Below are 23,110 nucleotides of genomic sequence, written 5' to 3'. Positions count from 1 at the left end.
GGCTATCAATTAAAAACAAAAGTGGCTTCACCTGTGCCGTTAATCGTGAGTTCTTGTCCTTCATATTCAAATTTCAAATTCACGTAGTTAATATAATTTATATACGTATCTGGCGAACCTGCGTTTTTGGAAACAACAAAAAACTTTCCAGACGTCGGCTTTATAAAGTAAACGCCATTTTCGTCTCTATAATCAATGTTTCCTCGATGCTTATCTTCATCCCGTGGAAAGTCGAACTCGTAGGGCTCGTCCCGCGGAAACAGTGTGTTCCCATACTGAGCTGTCAACGACCCGGCGCCTTCCATGATGACCACAAAATGTCTCAAGCTTGCTTCTACATTAGAAGATTTTAAAAAGCGCGCCTTTCCATCCCTGAGAATTAGAATATTTGCGTTGTCGCTGGCGGCTTGAACAGTAGGTGTTTGAATAGGCATAACGAGCTCCTTTGGAGGGTATAAGGTCCCGGCTGACGACCAGAACTCTCCAGTGCAGTAGACTCGCTGACCAGCTGCTTGCCTACTGTGAGAATTGACAGTTCAAACAAGGAAAAGATAAGCGGTAGTTATTGCACCATTCCCAACTCCCGCTTCACCAACTTCGCCAACTTCACGCTATCAATCGGCTTGAGCAAGAAATCCACCACGCTCAAATGCATCGCATCAATCACATCCGGCGCTTCCGCGTCCCCTGACATGATGATGATCGGCAACGCCGCCCGCGTCGACTCACGCACCTGGCGAATCAACTCCAGGCCATTGCTGGGCTGCATGCGCAGGTCAGTGATCAGCAAACCGATGGAGCTGCTGGACTTCAACAAATCCCACGCCTTCTCACCACTGTCGGCGGTCATGCAGCGAATACCGTCCAGGCCCAGGATCTCCGCCAGCAGTTCACGCGCATCCTTGTCGTCGTCCACGATCAACACGCGTTGTGGCGGTAAATCAGGCTCCAGCATCACGGCGCTCAGCGCCTCGCGCTCGGCATCACTCAAAATATCGTGGTCGGACATACGTTTCTCAGCAATTCTCATCAATCTCCCAGCACAGATGTCAGACATCGTCGGAAGGGCGAACAATGTGCACTTCGTCGGAAAGTTTGCCTAGTGGGCGTTCTACGGGGTTCGGACGATAGTCATGTAAGGTTTTTCCCTAGTTTTGTGCGGTTTTCATCAACCTAGACTTACGTCCAATGGGCACCCGCCGTGCAGGCGTCGACCATGCAGCACGATAACGACAAAAACTGCGGTCACTGTTATGAGTAAAGCTGATGCATTCGCACAGGCAGGAAAAACTGCGGTGTTGCAGAACATCCACGGCACCCTGCAATTCCTGCAACGCTTCCCGCCATTCAACCAGATGGAGCAGGCGCACCTGGCGTTTCTGGTGGAACAGTGCCAACTGCGCTTCTACGGACCCGGCGACAGTATCCTCAAGCCATCGGGCGGCCCGGTCGAACACTTCTATATCGTCAAGCAGGGCCGCGTAGTCGGCGAACGGCCTGACTCGCAAGAAACTACCTTTGAAATCACCACCGGCGAGTGTTTCCCCCTTGCTGCGTTGCTGGGTGAACGCGCCACCCGTACCGAACACAAGGCCGCCGAAGATACCTTCTGCCTGCAACTGAACAAGCCGGCCTTTATCAAGCTGTTCGCGCTTTCCAGCCCCTTTCGTGATTTCGCCCTGCGCGGTGTCAGCAGCCTGCTCGACCAGGTCAACCAGCAGGTACAGCAAAAAGCCGTGGAAACCCTCGGCACCCAATACTCGCTGAACACTCGATTGGGCGAATTGGCAATGCGCCACCCGGTCACCTGCAGCCCGCACACGCCGCTGTGTGAAGCGGTGACCTTGATGCACGAACAGCAGGTCGGCAGCATTGTGATCGTCGACCCGCACAAGGCGCCCCTGGGCATTTTTACCCTGCGTGATCTGCGCCAGGTGGTGGCCGATGGCACCAGCGATTTCAGCCAGGGCATTGAAGCTCATATGACCCAGGGGCCGTTTTCCTTGAGCCCGGACCACAGCGCTTTCGACGCGGCCATCGCCATGACCGAACGGCATATCGCCCACGTGTGCCTGGTCAAAGACCAGCGCCTATGTGGCGTGGTGTCCGAGCGTGACCTGTTCTCCTTGCAACGTGTGGACCTTGTGCACCTGGCCCGCACCATCCGCAACGCGCCCAGGGTGGAAAACCTGGTGGCGATTCGCGGTGAAATCGGCCAGTTGGTGGAGCGCATGCTCGCCCATGGCGCGTCGTCCACCCAGATCACCCACATCATTACGCTGCTCAACGACCACACCGTGTGCCGCGTGATCGAATTGACCCTCGCGGAAAAAGGCGACCCGGGTGTGCCGTTCAGTTGGTTGTGTTTCGGCAGCGAAGGTCGCCGCGAGCAAACGCTGTATACCGACCAGGACAACGGCATCCTGTTCGAGGCCAAGGACGCTGTCGAAGCTGCCGAAATCCGTGGCCGCTTGCTGCCCCTGGCGCAGCACATCAACCAGAGCCTGGCGCTGTGCGGCTTCAGCCTGTGCAAGGGCAATATCATGGCCGGCAACCCCGAGCTGTGTTTGTCGCGAGTGGAGTGGGCGCGGCGCTTCGGCGCGTTTATCCGTGAAGCGACACCGGAAAACCTGCTGGGATCGAGCATCTATTTTGATTTGCGCGCGGTGTGGGGCGATGAGCGCGGCTGCGAGCAACTGCGCCAGGGCATTCTCGATCAGGTGGCGGATAACCGCTTGTTCCAGCGCATGTTGGCCGAAAACGCTCTGCGCCAGCGCCCGCCGGTAGGGCGTTTGCGCGAGTTCGTGCTGACCCGCAAAGGGGGCGAGAAGGCTACCCTGGATCTCAAGGTGCAGGGCCTTACACCATTCGTGGACGGTGCACGCCTGCTGGCACTGGCCAATGGCATCCATGCCAACAACACCCTGGAACGCTTGCGCCAGTTGGTGGCCAAGCAAGTGATCGAGCCGCTGGATGGGGCGGCCTATGAAGAGGCCTATCACTTTATCCAGCAGACCCGTATGCAGCAGCACCAATTGCAGACCCGTGAAAACCTGCCCTATTCCAACCGCGTCGACCCCGACAGCCTCAACCATCTGGACCGGCGCATCCTGCGTGAAGCCCTGCGCCAGGCCCAGCGCCTGCAAAGCAGCCTGACCTTGCGGTATCAACTGTGAGTCTGTTCAGTTGGTGGCATAAGAAAAAACCTGGCCTGGATGCGGCGCAACAGCAGCGCCTGGCGCAATTACCCAAGCCTCGCGCCTTGGGCGACGGTTCGTTGCGCAGCCAGCGCTGGGTGGTGGTGGACCTGGAGACCAGCGGCCTGAACCTTAACCGTGACCAGGTGCTGTCCATCGGTGCCGTGGTCATCGAGGATGGTGCAGTGGATTTTTCCCAACTGTTTGAACGCACCCTGCAACGCACCGACACCAAACTCAGCCCCAGCGTGCTGATCCACGGGCTCGGCCCCAGCGCGATCGCTGCCGGCAGCGACCCGGCCGAGGCGCTGCTGGATTTCATGACGTTTGTCGGCGACAGCCCATTGCTGGCCTTCCATGCGCCCTTCGATCAACACATGCTGGGCCGGGCGCTCAAGGACAGCCTGAATTATCGACTGGCCCATCCCGTTCTGGATGTAGCCGACCTGGCCCCTCTGTTGTGCCCCGACGTCACGCTGCGCGAAGCCGGCCTGGACGACTGGCTCAACCACTTCAAGCTTCAGGCAGGCGAACGCCATCACGCCAGCGCCGACGCACTGGCCACGGCGGAGCTGATGCTGATCCTGTTCAGCCGTGCCAGGCAGCAGCAGATCGACACGCCCCATGCCCTGCAAGAGCGTTTGGCCCAATGGAAACGCCGCCAACAAGCGCCATCCTTTTAATGGCATCCCGACAGACGCCAATTGCACCCACCTCACGCCTCTGACACAATCGCGAATAATTCTCGTTAGTTAAAGCCCCTTATTTATTCGGTGATGCCGTGTCGTCGGTCCAGACCCCACACAGTGAGCTTGTTGGCGCGTTGTATCGCGACCATCGCGGCTGGCTGTTGGCCTGGCTGCGGCGCAATGTGGCATGTCCAAGCCGCGCCGAAGACCTGAGCCAGGACACCTTCATGCGCCTGCTGGGCCGGGATGAGCTGCGCGAACCCCGCGAACCCCGCGCGTTCCTGGTGGCCATTGCCAAGGGCTTGCTGTTCGACTATTTCCGCCGCGCCGCCCTGGAACAGGCCTACCTCACCGAGTTGATGCTGATCCCGGAAAGCGAACACCCTTCGCCGCAAGAGCAGCACCTGATCCTCGAAGACCTCAAGGCCATCGACCGCCTGCTCGGCAGGCTGTCGAGCAAGGCTCGCGCCGCTTTCCTCTATAACCGTCTCGACGGCCTGGGCCATGCAGAAATCGCCCGGCGCCTCGGTGTGTCGGTGCCCCGCGTGCGCCAGTACCTTGCCCAGGGCATTCGCCAGTGCTACATCGCGCTGTACGGCGAGCCGTCGTGACCGCCGTCAGTGCCAAACCGGTGTCAGCGCGGGTGCTGGATGCCGCGATTGCCTGGCAACTGTCCCTCGACTCGGGCGACGGCAGCGCGGTGGAACGCGAAGAGTTCGCCAAATGGCTGGCCAGCGATGAGGAACATGCCCGCGCCTGGCGCCAATTGGGCATGCTCGACCAGCGTTTCAGCGTGGCCTCGGGCCCGGCGCGGGCGGCATTGCTGCAATCGCGCCAAGGCATTCGCCAACGCGTGCGCAAGCTGGGCCGTGGCCTGGCGAGCATTGTGCTGGTGTGCGGCCTGGCGCTGTTTGCCGGCGAGCGGTACGTGCCGATCCACTATTGGCTGGCAGACCAGCGCACCGCCACCGGCGAGCAACGCACACTGAAACTGGCAGACGGCACGCAGATCAACCTCAACACCCATAGCGCCATTGATGTGCGCTTCGATGAAAAACGCCGGTTGATTGTGTTGCAGGAAGGCGAAGTCCTCGTCGAAACCGGCCATGACGATGCACGCCCGTTCTATGTGCAAACCCGCGACGGCAGCCTGCGAGCGCTGGGCACGCGGTTTATCGTCAAGCGCGAAGACCAGGCCACGCGCCTGAGCGTATTGCAGTCCGCCGTGGCCGCCCAGCCTACGGCACTGCATCAGGAACAGGTGTTCAAGGCCGGCCAGCAGGTGCTGATGCGCAGCGACGGCCTGGGCCCGACATCGGCTGTCACCCCGGCCTCCGATGCCTGGACCCGCGGCATGCTGGTGGTCGACAACGCCCGCCTGGGGGATGTGGTCAATGAACTGAGTCGCTACCGCGCCGGCTACCTGGGTGTGGATAACGACGTGGCCGAGCTGCGTATCACCGGCAGCTTCCCGTTGCACGACACCACCCTGGCGTTGAACGCGCTGCTGCCGACCTTGCCCGTGCAGATCAAGCAGCACACGCCGTGGTGGGTGACCGTAGCTGCCAAGCCTTAGATTCTGTGGTGACTGGGCAATCGCCATCGGGAGCAAGCCCCCTCCCACAGTTGACCGCGTTCAGCCAGGTAAAACGCGGTCAACTGTGGGAGGGGGCTTGCTCCCGATGAGGCCCTGAAACGCACCGCAAAAAAATAGTTTCACCCGGCCCTATCACTTTCCGCTTCTCGTTCGGCACCTAGGCAATTGAGAAATATTTCCATTCAGGAGCCGCCTTATGTCCCGCACGCTAGACACCCTGTTGCGCCCCAGCCTGTTAGCCCTGGCCATCGCCCTCGGCACCCCGCTGACCAGCACCGCACTGGCCGCTGCTGAACAAGCCTCCAGCATGCGTGCCTACAACCTGCCGGCCGCGCCATTGGCCGCCACCCTGAACCAGATCGCCAGCCAGGCCGGCCTGGCGCTGACCCTCAACCCGACACTCGCCGCCGGCAAGACCTCGGCCCCGGTCAAGGGCCAGTTCGATGCGCAGGGCGCGTTGCGTGAAGCGTTGCGCGGTACTGGCTTGCAGTTGGAACAAAGCAGTGCGGGCACTTACACCTTGGTGCCGGTTCCGGAAGGCGTCGTCGCCTTGCCGACTACCAATATCACCGGCCAGGACAGCTATGAGAGCGCTTGGGGCCCGGTGGAGGGCTACCTCGCAAAGCGCACCGCCGCCGGCACCAAGACCGATACAGCGTTGGTCGAGGCACCGCGCTCGATCTCGGTGGCCACCCGCGAGCAGATGCAGGACCGTAACGTCCAGAACCTCGACGACGCAGTCAAATACATGCCCGGCATCGTGTCCGCCAGCTACGGCAGCGACACCCGTTACGACTGGATGCGCGTACGCGGCTTCGAGCCGACGCAATTCCTCGATGGCCTGCCGCTGCCACGCGGGGTGTATGCCAACCCTAAAGCCGAAACGTGGAATCTGGATCGCCTCGCCTTGCTGCGCGGCCCGGCCTCGTCGGTCTACGGCCAGACCCCACCGGGCGGCCTGCTGGACATGGTCAGCCGTCGTCCCGGCGCCGAACAGAGCAGCGCCATCCAGGTGCAATACGGCAGCGACAATTATCGCCAGATCAACTTCGCCAGCACCGGCAAGATTGATGACGAAGGCCAGTTTCTCTATGGCCTCAGCGGCGTGGTACGTGATGCCGGTACGCAGGTCGACCATATCGACAACAAACGCTACAACATCGCGCCCAGCCTGACCTGGAACATCGATACCGATACCAAGCTGACCTTGCTGTCGCAGTTCACCCGTGACGATACCGGTGCCACCAGCCAGTTCCTGCCGATAGTCGGCACCAAGATCAAGTCGCCACTGGGTGACGTTTCGCATCATAAGAACCTGGGCGATCCGGATTACGAGTTCTACGACCGTACCTATTACGCACTCGGCTACGCATTCGAGCACCGTTTTAACGATACCTGGCAGTTCAAACAGAATCTTCGTTACACCAAATCAGAATTGTCGTTCCAGCAATTAACCGTAGGTGCCTATGGCTGGGCGCCGGTGGACGCTGCGGGCAATATCGACCGCTCGTCGACCAACGTGGACGAGAACATCGGACAATTGGCGGTAGATAACAACTTTCAGGCCGATTTCGCCACCGGTGACGTCACCCACACCCTTCTGCTCGGACTGGACCACCAGCGTACCGATACCTCGTACTTGTCGATTTACGGGCAGGCCGGAAGAGTCAACATCTTCAACCCGGTAAACACCACGCCGGTTGAACGCCCCGCACGCTCCGGCGCTTTCTACGACTACAACCAGAAAACCATCCAGACCGGCCTCTACGTCCAGGACCAGATGGCTCTTGATAACTGGCGCCTGACCCTGGGCGGCCGTGAAGACTGGGTGCACCAAGGCACCACGTACTTCAACAAAAACGACGCGACCAATACTGACCGCAGCAAGAATTTCAGCGGTAATGCGGCACTGAGCTACGTGTTCGACTCGGGCTTCGTACCGTATATCTCCTACGCCGAATCTTTCCAGCCGGCGAGCAACGCCAGCGCTTCACCTACAGAGTCCTATAAACCCACCGAGGGCAAGCAGTGGGAATTGGGGATCAAATACCAACCGCCCGGCTCGAACACGCTGCTCAGTGCCGCGGTGTATGACCTGACCCAGAAGAACGTTCTGGTCAGCAGTTTCCAGTCCGGTGGAGTGTCTGTCACCGACCAGACCGGCGAAGTGAAGGTCAAAGGCCTGGAGCTGGAAGCCATCTCTGACGTCACCGAAAACCTCAAGGTGATCGCGGCGTATACCCTGGCCAAATCCGAAGTGCAAAAAGGCGACTTCAAAGGCAACCGCCTGCAACTGATGCCCAACCAGCAAGCATCCCTGTGGACCGACTACACCTGGCACACTGGCGCGCTCGACGGTTTCGGCATTGGTTTTGGCGCCCGCTACACCGGCAATACCTACGGCGACCAGGCCAATACCTGGGCCGGCAAAGCCAACGCCTACACGGTGTTCGACGGCACCGTGCACTACGACCTCGGCCGCCTGGACAATAGCCTCAAGGGGGCGTCGGTAAAAGTGAACGCGACCAACCTGTTCAACAAGGATTACATTTCCACCTGCGACGGTTCCTACTGCTACTTCGGCGACCAACGCAGCGTAGTCGCCAGCGCCACGTACCAGTGGTAATCGCTTGAGTTAACCACCAGGCCGTCACCGTGGCGGCCTTGGTGTGTCTGAAGGCTAGAAAATGAAAAGCAAAACCATCCGCCGCTGGTCCTTCATCCACACCTGGACCAGCCTGATCTGCACCGTATTCCTGCTGCTGCTCGCCCTCACTGGCCTGCCGCTGGTGTTCCACCATGAGATCGACCATCTGCTGGGCAGCGAGCCTGAGCTGGCGCAGATGCCCGCCAATACACCGCAGCTCAACCTTGAGCAGTTGGTGACTAAAGCCCAGGCCCATCGCCCCGGCGAGGCTATGCAATATCTGGCTTGGGATGAGGACGACAAGAACGGTGTGATCGCAATCATGGCCGCCACAGCGGGCACTGAGCCGAACGCATCCCATACTTTCATGCTCGACGCCCGCACCGGCGAGGCAATGGAAACGCCAGCGGCGAACGGTGGGCTGACCCTGTTCCTGCTGCGCCTGCATGTGGATATGTTCGCCGGCCTGCCGGGCAAGTTGCTGCTGGCATTCATGGGTATTCTGTTTGTGCTGGCGATTATTTCGGGCACGGTGTTGTACCTGCCGTTCATGCGCCGCTTGAAATTCGCCACCGTGCGCCAGGACAAGTCCACCCGCCTGCGCTGGCTCGACCTGCACAACCTGATCGGCGTAGTCACCCTGACCTGGGCGCTGGTCGTGGGCGTGACCGGCGTGATCAGTGCCTGCGCCGACCTGCTCATCGCCGCCTGGCGTCAGGACAGCCTCAGCGCCATGGTCGAACCCTACAAGAACGCCGCGCCGCTGACCCATCGCGCACCGGCCACCGAACTGCTGAGCATTGCTGCCAGAGCCGCGCCCGGTATGGAACCGGACTTTATCGCCTTCCCCGGCACGCGTTTTTCCAGTGAACACCACTACGCCGTGTTCATGAAGGGCAGCACCCACCTGACTTCCCATCTGCTCACGCCAGTGCTGATAGACGCCAGCACCCTGGCCGTTACCGCCATCGCCGAACGACCGTGGTACATGGACGCCATGGGTTTGTCCCAACCGTTGCACTTCGGTGATTACGGCGGCATGCCGATGAAGATCCTGTGGGCGGTGCTGGATGTGCTGACCATCGTAGTACTGGTAAGCGGGATTTACCTGTGGATCGTGCGGCGCAAGGCGGCCAAGGTATGAAGCCGCGGCAGTCGAATTTCTGGAAGGTGTTTGGCCTACCAATGGGGATTGGCCTGCTCAGTGCCGCAGGGTTGTTTGCGGCGCTGCTGGGGGATGGGGTGTGGGATTCGTTGAGTTGGGTGGGGTTAGGCATACCTGCTGCCATTGGTACCTTGGCGTTGTGCAAGCGGCGCGGCTGAGGGCCTCATCGGGGGCAAGCCCCCTCCCACATTTGACTTGTGAACGCCGTCCACTGTGGGAGGGGGCTTGCCCCCGATGAGGCCCTCAGGATCACAAAAATCCCCCTCGCCAGCCACTGCGCAAGCATCTACGCTAGCCCCAGTCCATTTCGAGGAATGCCCATGTCCGCCCCCAGCATGACCTTGTTCCACAACCCCGCTTCGCCTTTCGTACGCAAAGTCCGCGTGCTGCTGATCGAGACCGGCCAGCAGGACCGCGTGGCCCTGCACGCTTGCCTGCCGACACCGGTCAACCCGGATGCCCAAGTGCTGCAAGGCAACCCCGTGGGCAAGATCCCGGCCCTGCGCCTGGCCGACGGTTCGGTGCTGCACGACAGCCGAGTGATCCTCGATTACTTCGATCACCAGCACGTCGGCAACCCGCTGATCCCCCGAGATGGCTCGGCCCGCTGGCGGCGCCTGACCCTGGCCTCGATGGCCGACGGCATCATGGATGCCGCCGTGCTGGTGCGTTACGAGACCGCCATGCGCCCGGTAGAAAAGCATTGGGACCAATGGCTGGATGAACAGCGCAACAAGATCCGTCGTGCCCTTGCCGAGCTGGAACAGGACGCCATTGCCGAACTGGCCAGCCACTTCGATATCGCCGCCATCAGCGTAGCCTGTGCCCTGGGTTACCTCGACTTCCGCCACCCGGACCTGCAATGGCGCACGGATAACCCCAAGCTCGCCGCCTGGTACGCCGAGGTCAGCCAGCGGCCTTCGATGCTGCAGACCCAGCCGCCCATCTAAACCTTACCGCCGTCCAATGTGGGAGGGGGCTTGCCCCCGACTGCGGCGTGTCATTGGGCACATCTGTTTCTGAACCACCGCTATCGGGGGCAAGCCCCCTCCCACATTGGACGGCGGTGTGATTGAGGAAGTTGACCATCCTCACCTTCATTTGCTGATCTTCGCGTAACCCAATCATTGCTCCTCCTCCACCTTGCGCTTGCCCACCCCATACCAATCCAGCTTGCGCGTCAGCACCATCACCGTGCCCAGCAGGCCAAACAGCAACAGCGAGCCCATCAGCAGCGCGTAATCCTCGGCACTCAGCAGCCCGTAAAGCAAGCCATACAATGCCGCCAGCCCCGCCGAGAACCCCAAGCCATGAGTGACGCTGCGCAGCACATGGCACACGTAGAAACCGATCAGCAATACGCAGGCGCTGGCGGATATCAGGTACGCCAGGGCAAAGCCCACATGCTCGGACAACGACAACAGCAGCAGATAGAAGAACGCCAGTGCGACGCCCACCAACGCATACTGGACCGGGTGCACCGCCAGGCTCTTGAGCACTTCGAACAGGAAAAAGCCGGCAAAGGTCAGGGCGATAAACAGCAGCGCATACTTGATCGCACGGTCGCTCTTGAGGTACTGGTCCACCGGGTCGATGAAGTTCACGCCAAAGCTGCGGTTGGTGAAGTCTTCACAGCCTTGCCCGTCCAGGCAGCTTTGCAGGGCCTGCTCCAGGTTGGTGGAGAAGAATGAGGTCTGCCAACCAGCGGTAAAGCCTTTGTCGGTGACGTCACGTTGAGCTGGCAGGAAGTTGCCGATAAAACTCGGGTGCGGCCAATTGGACGCCAGCGAAACTTGGCTGGCCTTGCCCACCGGCACCACTTGCAGTTGTTCGGTGCCTTGCAGGCGCAGGTCGAAGGCGAACTCCAGTACCGCAGGTTGCTTACCGTCCTGCTCCGGCAACGTCACATGCACGCCCTCGCCCAGCCAGTCCACTTGGGAGCCCGGCGAAAATTCCAGGCGTTGGTCACCCAGTTCCAGCTTCAGGGCGTTTTCAATCCCGCGAATATCGCTGATACCCACCGCCAGGAACGCCGGTTCAAAACGGTAATCGGCAAAGTTTTCCGTGATGCCCAACTGCGCAGGCAACTCGAAACGCCCGCTGATACGGTTGTCGGCGTGAAACAGCCGCGCCTGGTAGATGCCTCGTGAACGCAGTTCGGTTTGCACTTTGCCGTCAAGTTCAAAGCGGTCCGGCAGGAAATACAGACGACCGCGCTCTTCACGGGTTTCTTCATAGCGTTTGTTGAGCTTTTCATTGAGCTTCCATTCGCGCACGGTCTTGCGATACGGCACCACCATGACCGGCCCGGCCAGGCGCTGGGCGTAGCTGGAACTGCGGGCAATGTCCATCAAGACGCCGTCGCGCAGTTGCTGACGGTCGCTGATGATGCCGTTGATCATCAGTAGTGGAATCAACAACAGCAGGATCAGTAGCGCAATCGCGCCAAGTTTGAAAAGCAGGCTGCGGTTCATGAATCTCTCCCTGTTTGAATGGGAGAGAGTCTGGGGAATACGTGTGGGGGATTTATGTGGGTAATGTGGAGACTGTGTGGAGATGCAGCACCGCTTGCACACCGCCAGGCACATTGCCTATCTGCAACGAGCCGCCGTGCAGCTTCATGACTTCCTCGACAAAGTTGAGGCCCAGCCCAGTGCTTTTGCGCCCGCTGGCCGGACGTGGCAACGAGTAGAAGCGCTCGCTCAAACGCGGCAAGGCGTAGTCGGGAATTGGTGCAGCCTGGTTGAACAGACTGACCTGCACGTCGTGATGCTGCACCTGCGCACTGAACCGCAGCGCACCACCGGGCAGGGTGAAATCCAGGGCGTTGTCCAGCAGATTGCCCAAGGCCTGGCGCAGCAGGAAGGGTTCGCCAAACACCTTCACGTCGGCGGCAATCGCCTGCTCGACGTGCAAGCCGGCGCCTTCGATCCGCGCACACTGGGCCTTGAGTACGTCCTCGACCAAGGCCGCCAGCGGGATGTTCGACTGTTCTTCCAGCCCCTGGCGTTGCTCCACCTGGGCCAGGTTGAGCAAGCGCTCGATCAACTGCTGCAGGCGTGCACTTTCGCTGTCGATGTTGCCGACAAAACGCTGCTGCTGTTCACGGCTCATATCGCCCTGCAACAGCTCCGCCGCGCCACGAATCGCCGCCAACGGGCTTTTCAGTTCATGGGTCAGGGTGTGCACGTACCGCTCGACGTAAGCCTTGCCCTCCAGCTGCGTGCGCATGTGCTCCACGGCGGTGGACAACTGCTTCAACTCGCCGCCTCGGTAATGGGGCAACTCGGCGCGCCGTCCTTCGCTGACCGCCTCGGCATAAGCCGTCAACCGCCGCAGCGCCACGCTCAACCACCATGACAACAAAGCCCCCAGCAGCAAGCCGAGCACCACCAGCCCGGCGCCGTACCACAGCAGGCGGCGTTCGGTGCGGTCGACATAGGGTTGCAATGAACTGTTGGGCTTGGCCACGGTGACCACGCCGATAATCTGGCCGTTATCGCGAATCGGCGCGCCCACGTGCATCACCGATGAGGCAGCGTCCTCCGCCGCACTGCGGGTGGAACGCGCACCGTATTCGCCGCGCAGAGTCAGGTACACGTCGTTCCATTTCGAATAGTCCTGGCCCACCGCTTCACCCGAGGAGTCGAGCAGCACCGTGCCCTTGGCATCGGTGACGTAGATGCGATGGTTGACCTGGTTTTTCGGCAGGCCCCAAATGGTCGCACCCGGCTGGCGACTGCCATAGGCCTTGAGCAGCGCCGGCCAATGACTCTGGCCGAGAGTACCGTTCTTCACATCCTCGCGCAGGATTTCAGCCAGCAGGTTGGCGGTATCCACCAGGGTTTCTTCGGTGGACTGGCGCACGCCGGGGCGGATTTCCTTCATCACCGTATTGAGCACAAAGTAACCAGTCAGCCCGATAAACAGCGCATACACCAGGAAGATCCGCAGCCCCAGGCGCATCAGCCGTTGCTCGGGCTGTAGCTGTAGCCGAGGCCGCGGTGAGTCTGGATCGGCTCGGCGTCCGCCGCCACGCTACGCAGTTTGCTGCGCAGGCTTTTGATATGGCTGTCGATATTGCGCTCGTAACCCGCATCGGCCGGCACACCCACAGCGTCCAGCAATTGTTCGCGACTGAACACGCGCTCGGGTTGTTCCAGCAGGCTTTGCAGCAGGCGGAATTCATGGCGTGTGAGGCTCAAGGGGTGCCCGCGATAGTTGATCTGCATGCGCTCCAGGTCGACCTGGAACAGCGTCGGCGCCACGCCCGGGCCGACCCGCTTGAGGATCGCCCGGACCCGCGCCGCCACTTCCCGTGGGCTGAAGGGCTTGACCACATAATCGTCAGCACCGATTTCCAGCCCTACCACTCGATCGATCTCGGCATCGCGCGCGCTGAGGAACATCACCGGCACTTCGCTGAAGCGGCGCAATTGCTTGCAGGTTTCAAAGCCGGTGATGTCCGGCAGGCCGATGTCGAGGATGATCAGGTCGGCAGGGCTCTGGCGCTGATGCTCCAGCGCCGCCTGGCCGAGAGTCAGCCAGGTGGTGGTGAAGCCTTCGCCTTGCAGGGCAAAGATCAGCGTGTCGGCAATCGCCGCTTCGTCTTCGACAATCAGGATGTGCGGCATGGGTTCAATCAGCAGTCCGGTTTGTCGGCAGTGTAGCGACGTGCCGGGTTCACCGCCGCGCCAAATTCACGCAGGGCCTTGGCGCCGATCAGCAGCGGGTAATTGAAGCTGCTGCGGTCGGTGAGGTTGACCTCGACGGTGCGCTTGACGTTGCCCAGGCACATTTCCAGATCGACCACCGGGCGCTTGGCCACCGAGGGCTCGTCCTTGTCGTCGTCTTCGTCGGCACGGCTCTTGATCTTGCTGATACGCGACACCTTGTGCTCGTAGACCTTGTTGCCGGCGTCCTTGCCGCCGAGGCGGAAGCGTACCCAATCATCGCCATCGCGGGTGAAGGTCTCGATGTCCCGGGCCGACAATGAGGCGGTCAGCGCACCGGTGTCCATCTTGGCCTTGAAGGTTTCGCCGATCTCCGGCAACTGAATGTATTCGTAGCGACCATAGAGGGTCGGTTCAGCGGCCATGACAGGCAGGGCCACTAGAGCTAGGGAGGCAAATAACAGTTTCACGAAGTGAGTTCCTCGGAAAGAAGTAGGCGGATTCTAGACCGCAAACGCGGCACTTAGTTAGTGACTGCCACCCTACACGGCACATTGTGAAACATTCGTCCGCTGATTTGCGATTTGGCCTCTAGACTGACCTTGCTTATCATGACCCACCCACAAGATTCCAAGAGTTATTTATGCGCCGCCTGCTCACCGGCTGTTTTGTCACACTGCTGCTATTGCTCAACACCCTGGTGCTGTTCGGGCCGCTGATGGTGTTTGCCCTGCTCAAGCTGGTGGCCCCGGGTCGCTTTCGCGACTACATGTCCTGGGCGGTGATGTGGATCGCCGAGACCTGGGCCGAGATCGACAAGCTGATCTTTTCGCTGTGCATCCCGACCCAATGGGACATCCGTGGTGGCGACGAACTGCGCAGTGATACCTCCTACCTCGTCATCAGCAACCACCAGTCCTGGGTCGATATTCCGGCGTTGATCCAGGCACTGAACCGGCGCACGCCGTTCTTCAAGTTCTTCCTGAAAAAAGAGCTGATCTGGGTGCCCTTCCTCGGCCTGGCCTGGTGGGCGCTGGACTACCCGTTCATGAAGCGCTACACCAAGGCGTTCCTGGCCAAGCACCCGGAACTGGCGGGGCAGGACTTGAAGATCACCAAAGAGGCCTGCGAGCTGTTCAAGCGCCAGCCGGTGACGGTGGTCAATTACCTGGAAGGTACGCGCTTCAACGCGACCAAGCACAAACAGCAGAATTCACCTTTTACACGCCTGCTCAAACCCAAGGCGGGCGGCGTGGCGTTTGTACTGGCGGCGATGGGTGAACAGCTGGACGCGGTACTTGATGTGACCGTGGTCTATCCACAGCAAAAGATTCCGGGGTTCTGGGACTTGATCAGCGGAGCGGTGCCGAAGGTGATCATTGACATCCGCACTCACGATCTGGAGCCGGCGTTATGGCAGGGGGACTATGAGAATGATCCGGCGTTCCGCCAGACCGTCCAGAACTGGGTGAACCAGCTCTGGAAGGAGAAAGATGCGCGCATCGACCAACTGCGCGCGGGGCGGGCCTAGCTGCCAGTACCCCAGGCTTGGGCGAGTTTGCTAAGCACTGAATTGCTGGCGCCCTGGCCGCCCAGGTATTGCAGGATCACCGGGGCAAACTGGCTGACCATCCCGCTGTCCATGCCCAGCGCACTGAACGCGGTATTCAGGTCATTGGTGTTCTTCACGTCACCCAGCAAACCATCAAGGCCGCTGGTCTTGCTGCCACCCTTCTGGCCGAGCAGGCCGCTCAAGGCGCCAAGGCTGCCCAATGCGTTGTTGCCCGACAACTGATCAAGACCCGGCACGCTGTTGCCCAGTTGCGAATAGTCGTTGCCACTCAGTTTGTTCTTGGCCAGGCCCAGCATCGCGCCGGTACCACCGACAGCCTGTTCGGGGGTGATGTTGAGTTGCGAAGTCAGGGCGCTGAGCAAGCCGGCCGTCTCGGACGACGGTGCAGCGGCTGCGGCCTTGTTGTTACCGCCTTGCATGCCCGAGATGGCGTTGGCCGCGTCGCCAAGGCTGAAGCCTGCGGCGAACACCGGGCCTGCTGCCAGGGTCATCACACAGGAAAGGGCGAAACCGCGTGAAATCTTCATCAAGACAACCTCTGAATGTGGGAGCAAAAGCAGGCGTTGGACTGGGTATCTCGTCGGTTGTTCCAAGGCCACCCTGGAACCCATCGAGGATAAGGGGGTCCATGCACTGACTACAAAATTTGTCAGGAAGAGACTTATGACTGCGATCCAACCCCAAGTGATTGAGCAAAAGCCTCCATTCTGGAGCCGCCCACGCCTGTTCATCGGCGCCTGTGTGGTGGTGGTTGCCGGTATCGGCGGCGCTCTCTACACCCAGGACAGCGTCAAATCTGCGGCGACGTTGGTGACCACTACCCAACAGCCGGCTGCCCAGATCATGGCTCACAAGGATTACCTGGAAGTGCAGCCGATTGCCTCCACGGCGCCAGCACCGGACCAGAGCCTGGAGCTGTGGGCCATTCCTGAAGGCGGCACGCCTATTTCGCTAGGACTGCTGCCGGAAGATGGCAAGGGCATCATTGGCCTTAACCCGCGCCAGCAGGAGTCGATCAGCAAGCCGGTAGAGTTGATGGTGAGTGCGGAGACCAAGGGTGGCTCGGTGAGCAAACAGCCGACAGGCCCGACTGTCTACCAAGGCGCGCTGGCCACACGCTGATCCCCTAAACACCATAAAGCCCCCTCCCACATTTGATCTTCAGTGCAGGCTTAAGCGGCAGACGCAAAAAGGGCGACACACGGGTCGCCCTTTTTCATTTGCCCAACGCTTTACGCCGCACTGAACAACTTATGCGGATCAATCACAAACTTCTTCGGCACACCCGCATCGAACTCGCCATACCCACGTGGCGCATCGTCCAGGCTGATCACCTGTACGCCAACGATCTCGGCAATGTTGATCCGGTCCCACATGATCGCCTGCATCAGCTGGCGGTTGTACTTCATCACCGGCGTCTGCCCCGTGTGGAAGCTGTGGGATTTGGCCCAGCCCAGGCCAAAGCGAATGCTCAGGCTGCCCATTTTCGCAGCGGCATCCACAGCACCCGGGTCCTCGGTCACATACAGGCCGGGAATACCGATTTTGCCTGCCACACGTACCACGCCCATCAGTGAGTTGAGCACGGTGGCCGGAGCTTCGGCCTTGACGCCGTCGTGACCATGGCCGCGGGCCTCAAAGCCCACGCAGTCGACAGCGCAGTCCACTTCCGGCTCGCCCAGCAGTGCGGCGATTTGTTCGTGCAACGGTGTATCGGTGGACAGGTCGACAATCTCGAAGCCCTGGGCCTTGGCGTGTGCCAAGCGGATCGAGTTGACGTCGCCAATGATCACCACCGCCGCGCCGAGCAGGCGAGCAGAGGCGGCAGCCGCCAGGCCGACCGGGCCGGCACCGGCAATGTATACGGTGCTGCCTGGGCCAACGCCGGCAGTGACGGCGCCGTGATAACCGGTGGGCAAAATGTCAGAGAGGCAGGTCAGGTCACGGATTTTCTCCATGGCCTTGTCGCGGTCGGGCAGTTTGAGCAGGTTGAAGTCGGCATACGGCACCAGCACGTATTCGGCCTGGCCGCCCGTCCAGTCGCCCATGTCTACATAGCCGTAGGCGCCACCGGCACGGGCCGGGTTGACGGTCAGGCATACGCCGGTGTGCTGTTCCTTGCAGGAGCGGCAGCGGCCACACGCCACGTTGAACGGTACGGAAACCAGGTCGCCGATCTTCAGGTTCTCGACGTCGCTGCCCTTCTCGATCACTTCGCCAGTGATCTCGTGCCCGAGTACAAGGCCGGTCTGGGCAGTGGTGCGGCCGCGCACCATGTGTTGGTCAGAGCCGCAGATGTTGGTGGAAACCACGCGCAGGATGACGCCGTGCTCAATCTTCCTGCCACGGGGGTCCTGCATTTTGGGATAGTCGATTTTCTGTACTTCGACCTTGCCGTTGCCGAGATACACGACACCACGATTACCAGACATGCTTTCACCTCGCTGTTGTTTTTGTGGAACTGCGTTGCCGCTTGGGTGGGCAGCGCGTTTAAGTGCTCGGGTACAGATGCTGTTTTTGCGTTGTTTGTAAGGGCCTTATCGGGGGCAAGCCCCCTCCCACATTTGAAGGTATTCACAATCAAGGTGGGAGGGGACTTGCCCCCGATGACGTCCGTCAGAGCACCACCGTCCGATTGGCGTTCAAAAACACCCGTCGCTCAATGTGATAGCCAACTGCACGCGCTAACGTCAGCCCTTCGATATCCCGCCCCTTGGCAATCAAGTCCTCGGGGTAGTGGCTATGGTCCACCACTTCCACCCCCTGGGCGATGATCGGGCCTTCATCCAAATCGTTATTGATGTAATGCGCCGTCGCACCCACCAGTTTCACACCCTTGTTGTACGCCTGGTGATAGGGCTTGGCGCCCTTGAAACCCGGCAGCAACGAGTGATGGATATTGATGGCCTTGCCATCCAGCTTGCGGCACAGTTCCGGCGACAGCACCTGCATGTAACGCGCAAGGATGACCAGCTCGGCGCCGGTGTCTTCCACCACCTGCCACACCTGACGCTCCTGGGATGGTTTGTCGTTGGGGTCCAGCGGAAAATGGTAGTAGGGAATCTGGTGCCAGTCGGCCAGCGGCTTGAGATCGGGATGGTTGGACACTACCGCGACCACGTCCATCGACAGTTGCCCGATGCGCTGGCGATAGAGCAGGTCATTGAGGCAGTGATCGGCCTTGGAGACCATGATCACCACTTTCGGCCGGTAGTTCGGCGCGGTCAGCTCGAAGATCATGCCGAAGGCTTCACCGCGTGTCGCCAGGCCGTCGCGAAACGCCTGCTCGTCGAAACCGTCCGGTTGGCGGAATTCGACGCGAATAAAAAACCGGCCCGAGAGGCGATCATCGAACGAATGGTGTTCAGTGACGTAGCAACCCTGCTCGAACAGGTAGCGGGTGACCGCGTCCACCGTGCCGAGCACGCTGGGGCAGTCGGCGGTCAAAATCCATGTATCGGGTGCGCGGCTCATAGGTCTTTCCTCAGGCTTGAACGCTCAGGCCGAACTCGGCCGAGGCATCCTGCAACCACAACCACCAGTAATCCGAGAAGCTGCGACGAATCACCAGCTCCCAAGTGTCTTCAGCGGTATGGCGGATCACCAGTTGCGACTTGGCGAACACCGTGCCCACCGCTTTGCCCACCGGGAAGTTGTTGGGGTGTACGTCGTAGCTGGTGGACTTCATCAGCACGTCGCGCACGTTAGGGCCGCTGAGCTCAAGGAGCTGCTGGCCGCCGCTGACATTGACAACCTGGATATGCAGGTCACCCAGGGCGGCACGCAGGTTTTGTTCGGCGGCGAACTCTTCACCGCCTGGCACGATCAGCAACCACTCATCCGGACCGAGCCATTGCAGACTGGTTTGGCCGTTGACGATCACGCTCAAGGCGCCGGGCAGCTCGATGCCGACGGCCTGGTGCACACCGGCGGCAAACGCTGGGTCATGGGCGTCGCCACGCAGGGTCAGGTGGCCGAGGAGTTTCTTTTCGCGCACGGTCACGCCGGCGTTCTTGCGACCCTTGCCGACCAGGCTGGCGAGGTCGGCATGGTGCAGCGACGACTCGGCCTTGGCACCGGTGGTGGGGCGTTGTTGGTAAACGTTGGCTGCTGTCATAAAGCACCTTTCCTGAATTCTGTTGTGAGGCTGATGGCCTCATCGGGGGCAAGCCCCCTCCCACAGGGGAACGCATTTCAACATGTGGGAGGGGGCTTGCCCCCGATGGCTGCGACGCGGTCTATCAGATGTTCTGGCGATCTCCTTTCGGATCGAAGAACACCGAAGGCACAATTTCCGCCTCGATCACGCTGCCATCGGCCTGCGGTGAGAACACCCGCTCGCCGATGCGCTTCAAGCCGCCCTTCACCACACCCATGGCGAACGAATAACCCAGGGAGTTGTGCGCATAGCTTGAAGTGACATGACCGACCATCTTCATCGGGATCGTCTGCTTCGGATCGAACACCAGCTGCGCGCCTTCCGGCAGCCACACGTTCGGATCAATCGGCTTCAAGCCCACCAGTTGCTTGCGCTCTTCACGCACGCAGTCTTCGCGGTTCATGCCACGCCAGCCGATCCACGAGAACGGTTTGGTGCGGCCCACGCACCAGCCCATGTTCAGGTCATCCGGGGTCATCGAGCCGTCGGTGTCTTGCCCAACGATGATGAAGCCCTTCTCGGCACGCAACACGTGCATGGTCTCGGTGCCGTACGGGGTCAAGTTGTACTTCTTGCCCGCCTCGACGATCTGTTCCAGCACGCCCATGGCGTAGTCGGCCTGCACGTTGATTTCGTAAGACAGCTCACCGGTAAAGGAGATACGGAATACCCGCGCCGGTACGCCGCCGACCAGGCCTTCCTTCCAGGTCATGAACGGGAAGCCGTCCTTGTCCAGGTCGATGTCGGTCACTTCACTCAGCAGCTTGCGGCTGTTGGGACCGGACAGGGTCATGGTCGCCCAGTGGTCGGTGACCGAGGTGAAGTACACCTTGAGGTCCGGCCATTCGGTCTGTTGGTAGATTTCCAGCCACTGGAGAACGCGCGCCGCGCCGCCGGTGGTGGTGGTCATCAGGAAGTGGTTGTCGGCCAGGCAGGCAGTGACGCCGTCGTCGAAGACCATGCCGTCTTCCTTGCACATCAGGCCATAGCGCGCCTTGCCCACGTCGAGCTTGGTCCAGGCATTGCTGTAGATGCGATTGAGGAACTCGCGCGCGTCCGGGCCCTGGATATCGATCTTGCCGAGGGTGGAGGCATCCAGCAGGCCGACGCTGTCGCGCACCGCCAGGCATTCGCGTTTCACCGCGGCATGCAGGTCTTCACCGTTGCGCGGGAAATACCAAGGGCGCTTCCACTGGCCGACGTCTTCAAATTCGGCGCCATTCTTCACGTGCCAGGCGTGCAAGGCGGTGTAGCGCACCGGTTCGAAGATGTGCCCACAGTGACGTCCCGCTATCGCACCGAAGGTCACTGGCGTGTAGTTGGGGCGGAACATAGTGGTGCCCATCTGCGGGATGGTCACGTTCAGCGAGCGCGCCGCGATAGCCAGGCCGTTGACGTTACCGAGCTTGCCCTGGTCGGTGCCGAAGCCCAGTGCGGTGTAGCGCTTGACGTGTTCCACCGACTCGAAACCTTCGCGAGTGGCCAGTTCGATGGCAGCAGCGGTGACGTCATTTTGCAGGTCGACAAATTGCTTTGGCGCCCGTGCGGTAGCTTTCTCGTGGGGCACCTGGAACAGCGCAAGGGTCGGTTCTTCCAGACGGCTCAAGGCCTTTGGCAGCGTACCTTCCACCGGCGCAAAACCGGCTTCGCTGGCGGCGCGCACGCCGCCTTCAAAACCATCGGCCAGGGAATCGCCAAGCCCATAGACGCCGTTGATGCCGCCGACGCATACGCGTTTCTGTGGTGCTTCACCCGGGACGAAACCGAGGATGTCTTCGCGCCAGGTCGGCTTGCCGCCCAAGTGCGAGGCCAAGTGAACCACCGGGCTGTAGCCGCCGGAACTGGCCACCAGGTCGCAGTCCAGCCATTCGCCTGGGCTGGTGACTTTATGCGCTTTGACATCGATGGCGGCGACGCGCACACCGGTCACATGCTTGCTGCCACGGGCTTCGATCACGGCGCTGCCGGTGAGGATGCGAATGCCTTTGGCACGGGCCTCTTCAACCAGGGCGCCGCGGGGGTTGTGGCGTGCATCGGCCACGGCGACGACTTGCAGACCGGCATCGAACCAGTCCAGTGCTACGCGGTAGGCGTGGTCGTTGTTGGTCGACAGCACCAGCTTTTTACCCGGTGCCACGCCGTAGCGACGCACGTAGGTAGAAACCGCACCGGCGAGCATATTGCCCGGCACGTCGTTATTGCCGTACACCAATGGACGCTCGCACGCACCCGTCGCCAGTACCACGCGCTTGGCACGTACGCGGTGGATACGCTGGCGTACCACACCAATCGGCGCACGGTCGCCGAGATGATCGGTAAGGCGCTCGTGGATAGTCAGGAAATTATGGTCGTGGTAACCGTTGACGGTGGCGCGGGGCAGCAGCACCACGTCCGGCAGGGCTTTGAGTTCAGCGATCACGCTGGCAACCCATTCCGTGGCCGGCTTGCCGTCGAGGCTTTCGCGGGAGTCGAGCAAAGACCCGCCGAACTCTTCCTGCTCATCGGCGATGATCACCCGCGCCCCGCTGCGTGCGGCAGCCAGTGCAGCGGCGAGGCCCGCAGGGCCTGCACCGACGATCAGCACGTCGCAGTGACGGTTGAAGTTGTCGTAGGTGTCCGGATCATTCTCGGTCGGCGAGCGGCCAAGACCGGCGGCTTTACGGATGTACTTCTCGTAGGTCATCCAGAACGATTGCGGGTACATGAAGGTTTTGTAGTAGAACCCCGGCGGCATCAGCTTGCCGCCGACCTTGCCGAGAATCCCCATCATGTCGTTGTTGACGCTCGGCCAGCCGTTAGTGCTGGTGGCGACCAAACCCTGGTAAAGCGCCTGCTGGGTAGCACGCACGTTGGGAATCTGGGTGGCTTCGGTGGCGCCGATCTGCAGCACTGCGTTCGGCTCTTCGGCGCCAGCGGCGAAGATGCCCCGTGGGCGCGAATACTTGAAGCTGCGACCGATGATGTCGACGCCGTTGGCCAGCAACGCGGCGGCCAGGGTATCGCCTTCAAAGCCTTTGTAAGTCTGGCCGTTGAAACTGAAAGTCAGGACTTTATTGCGGTCGATCCGGCCACCGTTGGACAGGCGATTGATCTGGCTCATACCTTCTCTCCAGAAGCCTTGGCGGTGAACTGGGGTTTTTCGCCAATCTTGTAGGTTTCAAGAATTTCGTAGGTGACGGTGTCGCGGGTGGCGTTGAAGTACTGGCGGCAACCGGCGGCATGGATCCACAGCTCGTGGTGCAGGCCACGGGGGTTGTCGCGGAAGAACATGTAGTCGCCCCACTCTTCATCGGTGCAGGCATTCGGGTCCAGCGGGCGCGGGATATGCGCTTGGCCGGACGCATGAAATTCCTCTTCGGAGCGCAGTTCGCCACAGTGAGGACAGAAGATATGCAACATAGGGAATTTCT

At 60.7% G+C, this 23,110-nt stretch carries 22 protein-coding genes; 10 read left to right on the top strand and 12 right to left on the bottom strand.

Going from position 1 to position 23,110, the window contains the following annotated elements; translation table 11 throughout:
* Nucleotides 1-5 precede the first annotated feature (5 nt).
* A complete protein-coding gene (locus NMB39_RS02450) occupies nt 6-434 on the bottom strand; it encodes a hypothetical protein (RefSeq protein WP_494339646.1) in 429 nt (142 codons plus the stop codon).
* Between the two features lie 128 nt (nt 435-562).
* Nucleotides 563-1,009 carry a response regulator gene (locus NMB39_RS02445; RefSeq protein WP_057013953.1) on the bottom strand — a complete coding sequence of 149 codons (447 nt, stop codon included), beginning with the start codon at nt 1,007-1,009 and terminating at the stop codon, nt 563-565.
* 244 nt (nt 1,010-1,253) lie between these two features.
* On the opposite strand from NMB39_RS02445, the gene NMB39_RS02440 reads away from it, so the two are divergent.
* From NMB39_RS02440 to NMB39_RS02405, 8 genes are all read left to right on the top strand, one after another.
* On the top strand, nt 1,254-3,176 hold the full coding sequence (locus tag NMB39_RS02440; RefSeq protein ID WP_057022921.1) for a putative nucleotidyltransferase substrate binding domain-containing protein: 1,923 nt from the start codon (nt 1,254-1,256) through the stop codon (nt 3,174-3,176).
* On the top strand, nt 3,173-3,880 hold the full coding sequence (locus NMB39_RS02435) for a 3'-5' exonuclease (RefSeq protein WP_057022920.1): 708 nt from the start codon (nt 3,173-3,175) through the stop codon (nt 3,878-3,880). Before NMB39_RS02440 ends, NMB39_RS02435 begins: the two co-directional genes overlap by 4 nt.
* Nucleotides 3,881-3,978: 98 nt before the next feature.
* On the top strand, nt 3,979-4,497 hold the full coding sequence (locus NMB39_RS02430; protein ID WP_043049751.1) for an RNA polymerase sigma factor: 519 nt from the start codon (nt 3,979-3,981) through the stop codon (nt 4,495-4,497).
* Nucleotides 4,494-5,462, top strand: a complete 969-nt coding sequence (locus NMB39_RS02425) for a FecR domain-containing protein (RefSeq protein WP_494339647.1) — start codon at nt 4,494-4,496, stop codon at nt 5,460-5,462. Before NMB39_RS02430 ends, NMB39_RS02425 begins: the two co-directional genes overlap by 4 nt.
* Before the next feature lie 217 nt (nt 5,463-5,679).
* Nucleotides 5,680-8,109 (top strand): TonB-dependent siderophore receptor, encoded by a 2,430-nt coding sequence (locus NMB39_RS02420; RefSeq protein ID WP_494339648.1) that lies wholly within the window; start codon nt 5,680-5,682, stop codon nt 8,107-8,109.
* Between the two features lie 61 nt (nt 8,110-8,170).
* Nucleotides 8,171-9,274, top strand: a complete 1,104-nt coding sequence (locus NMB39_RS02415; protein ID WP_198721148.1) for a PepSY-associated TM helix domain-containing protein — start codon at nt 8,171-8,173, stop codon at nt 9,272-9,274.
* A complete protein-coding gene (locus tag NMB39_RS02410) occupies nt 9,271-9,453 on the top strand; it encodes a hypothetical protein (protein ID WP_057022916.1) in 183 nt (60 codons plus the stop codon). Before NMB39_RS02415 ends, NMB39_RS02410 begins: the two co-directional genes overlap by 4 nt.
* Before the next feature lie 162 nt (nt 9,454-9,615).
* Nucleotides 9,616-10,245 carry a glutathione S-transferase gene (locus NMB39_RS02405; RefSeq protein ID WP_494339649.1) on the top strand — a complete coding sequence of 210 codons (630 nt, stop codon included), beginning with the start codon at nt 9,616-9,618 and terminating at the stop codon, nt 10,243-10,245.
* Nucleotides 10,246-10,419: 174 nt separating this feature from the next.
* On the opposite strand, the gene creD is transcribed toward NMB39_RS02405, so the two are convergent.
* The 4 genes from creD to rloA2 are packed head-to-tail and all read right to left on the bottom strand — an operon-like array spanning nt 10,420 to nt 14,438.
* Entirely contained in the window at nt 10,420-11,769 is a 1,350-nt protein-coding gene (gene creD, locus NMB39_RS02400; RefSeq protein ID WP_367235717.1) for a cell envelope integrity protein CreD, read from the bottom strand.
* Nucleotides 11,770-11,821: 52 nt separating this feature from the next.
* Nucleotides 11,822-13,261 carry a two-component system sensor histidine kinase CreC gene (creC, locus tag NMB39_RS02395; RefSeq protein ID WP_367235716.1) on the bottom strand — a complete coding sequence of 480 codons (1,440 nt, stop codon included), beginning with the start codon at nt 13,259-13,261 and terminating at the stop codon, nt 11,822-11,824.
* On the bottom strand, nt 13,261-13,929 hold the full coding sequence (gene creB / locus NMB39_RS02390; protein WP_046069836.1) for a two-component system response regulator CreB: 669 nt from the start codon (nt 13,927-13,929) through the stop codon (nt 13,261-13,263). The genes creC and creB overlap by 1 nt, the downstream gene beginning before the upstream one ends.
* Nucleotides 13,930-13,937: 8 nt before the next feature.
* The gene (gene rloA2 / locus NMB39_RS02385; protein WP_494339650.1) at nt 13,938-14,438 is read right to left on the bottom strand and encodes a retropepsin-like aspartic peptidase RloA2; all 501 of its coding nucleotides are present in this window, start codon (nt 14,436-14,438) and stop codon (nt 13,938-13,940) included.
* Nucleotides 14,439-14,611: 173 nt separating this feature from the next.
* Between rloA2 and yihG the strand changes: the two genes are divergently transcribed.
* On the top strand, nt 14,612-15,499 hold the full coding sequence (yihG, locus tag NMB39_RS02380; protein ID WP_494339651.1) for a 1-acylglycerol-3-phosphate O-acyltransferase, YihG family: 888 nt from the start codon (nt 14,612-14,614) through the stop codon (nt 15,497-15,499).
* Here yihG and NMB39_RS02375 read toward each other — a convergent pair.
* A complete protein-coding gene (locus tag NMB39_RS02375; protein ID WP_046069839.1) occupies nt 15,496-16,068 on the bottom strand; it encodes a DUF2780 domain-containing protein in 573 nt (190 codons plus the stop codon). The two genes, yihG and NMB39_RS02375, sit on opposite strands and share 4 nt — an antisense overlap.
* Nucleotides 16,069-16,204: 136 nt before the next feature.
* On the opposite strand from NMB39_RS02375, the gene NMB39_RS02370 reads away from it, so the two are divergent.
* Complete coding sequence (locus NMB39_RS02370) at nt 16,205-16,663, top strand: anti-sigma factor domain-containing protein (RefSeq protein ID WP_057022908.1); 459 nt, start codon at nt 16,205-16,207, stop codon at nt 16,661-16,663.
* Nucleotides 16,664-16,773: 110 nt separating this feature from the next.
* Here the strand turns inward: NMB39_RS02370 and fdhA are convergent, their stop codons facing one another.
* The 5 genes from fdhA to NMB39_RS02345 all read right to left on the bottom strand — a co-directional run bounded on the left by fdhA (nt 16,774) and on the right by NMB39_RS02345 (nt 23,099).
* Complete coding sequence (gene fdhA, locus NMB39_RS02365) at nt 16,774-17,973, bottom strand: formaldehyde dehydrogenase, glutathione-independent (RefSeq protein ID WP_005792122.1); 1,200 nt, start codon at nt 17,971-17,973, stop codon at nt 16,774-16,776.
* A gap of 184 nt (nt 17,974-18,157) precedes the next feature.
* Complete coding sequence (gene purU / locus NMB39_RS02360; protein WP_005792124.1) at nt 18,158-19,015, bottom strand: formyltetrahydrofolate deformylase; 858 nt, start codon at nt 19,013-19,015, stop codon at nt 18,158-18,160.
* A 10-nt stretch (nt 19,016-19,025) separates the two neighbouring features.
* Nucleotides 19,026-19,658 carry a sarcosine oxidase subunit gamma gene (locus NMB39_RS02355; RefSeq protein WP_057022907.1) on the bottom strand — a complete coding sequence of 211 codons (633 nt, stop codon included), beginning with the start codon at nt 19,656-19,658 and terminating at the stop codon, nt 19,026-19,028.
* Nucleotides 19,659-19,782: 124 nt separating this feature from the next.
* A complete protein-coding gene (locus NMB39_RS02350) occupies nt 19,783-22,800 on the bottom strand; it encodes a sarcosine oxidase subunit alpha (protein ID WP_057022906.1) in 3,018 nt (1,005 codons plus the stop codon).
* On the bottom strand, nt 22,797-23,099 hold the full coding sequence (locus NMB39_RS02345) for a sarcosine oxidase subunit delta (RefSeq protein ID WP_027605979.1): 303 nt from the start codon (nt 23,097-23,099) through the stop codon (nt 22,797-22,799). The genes NMB39_RS02350 and NMB39_RS02345 overlap by 4 nt, the downstream gene beginning before the upstream one ends.
* Nucleotides 23,100-23,110 lie beyond the last annotated feature (11 nt).

It is taken from the genome of Pseudomonas sp. FBCC-B545 (assembly GCF_059134095.1).
Note: the sequence above shows the minus strand (reverse complement) of the source record. Positions and strands in the feature narration are given on the sequence as shown.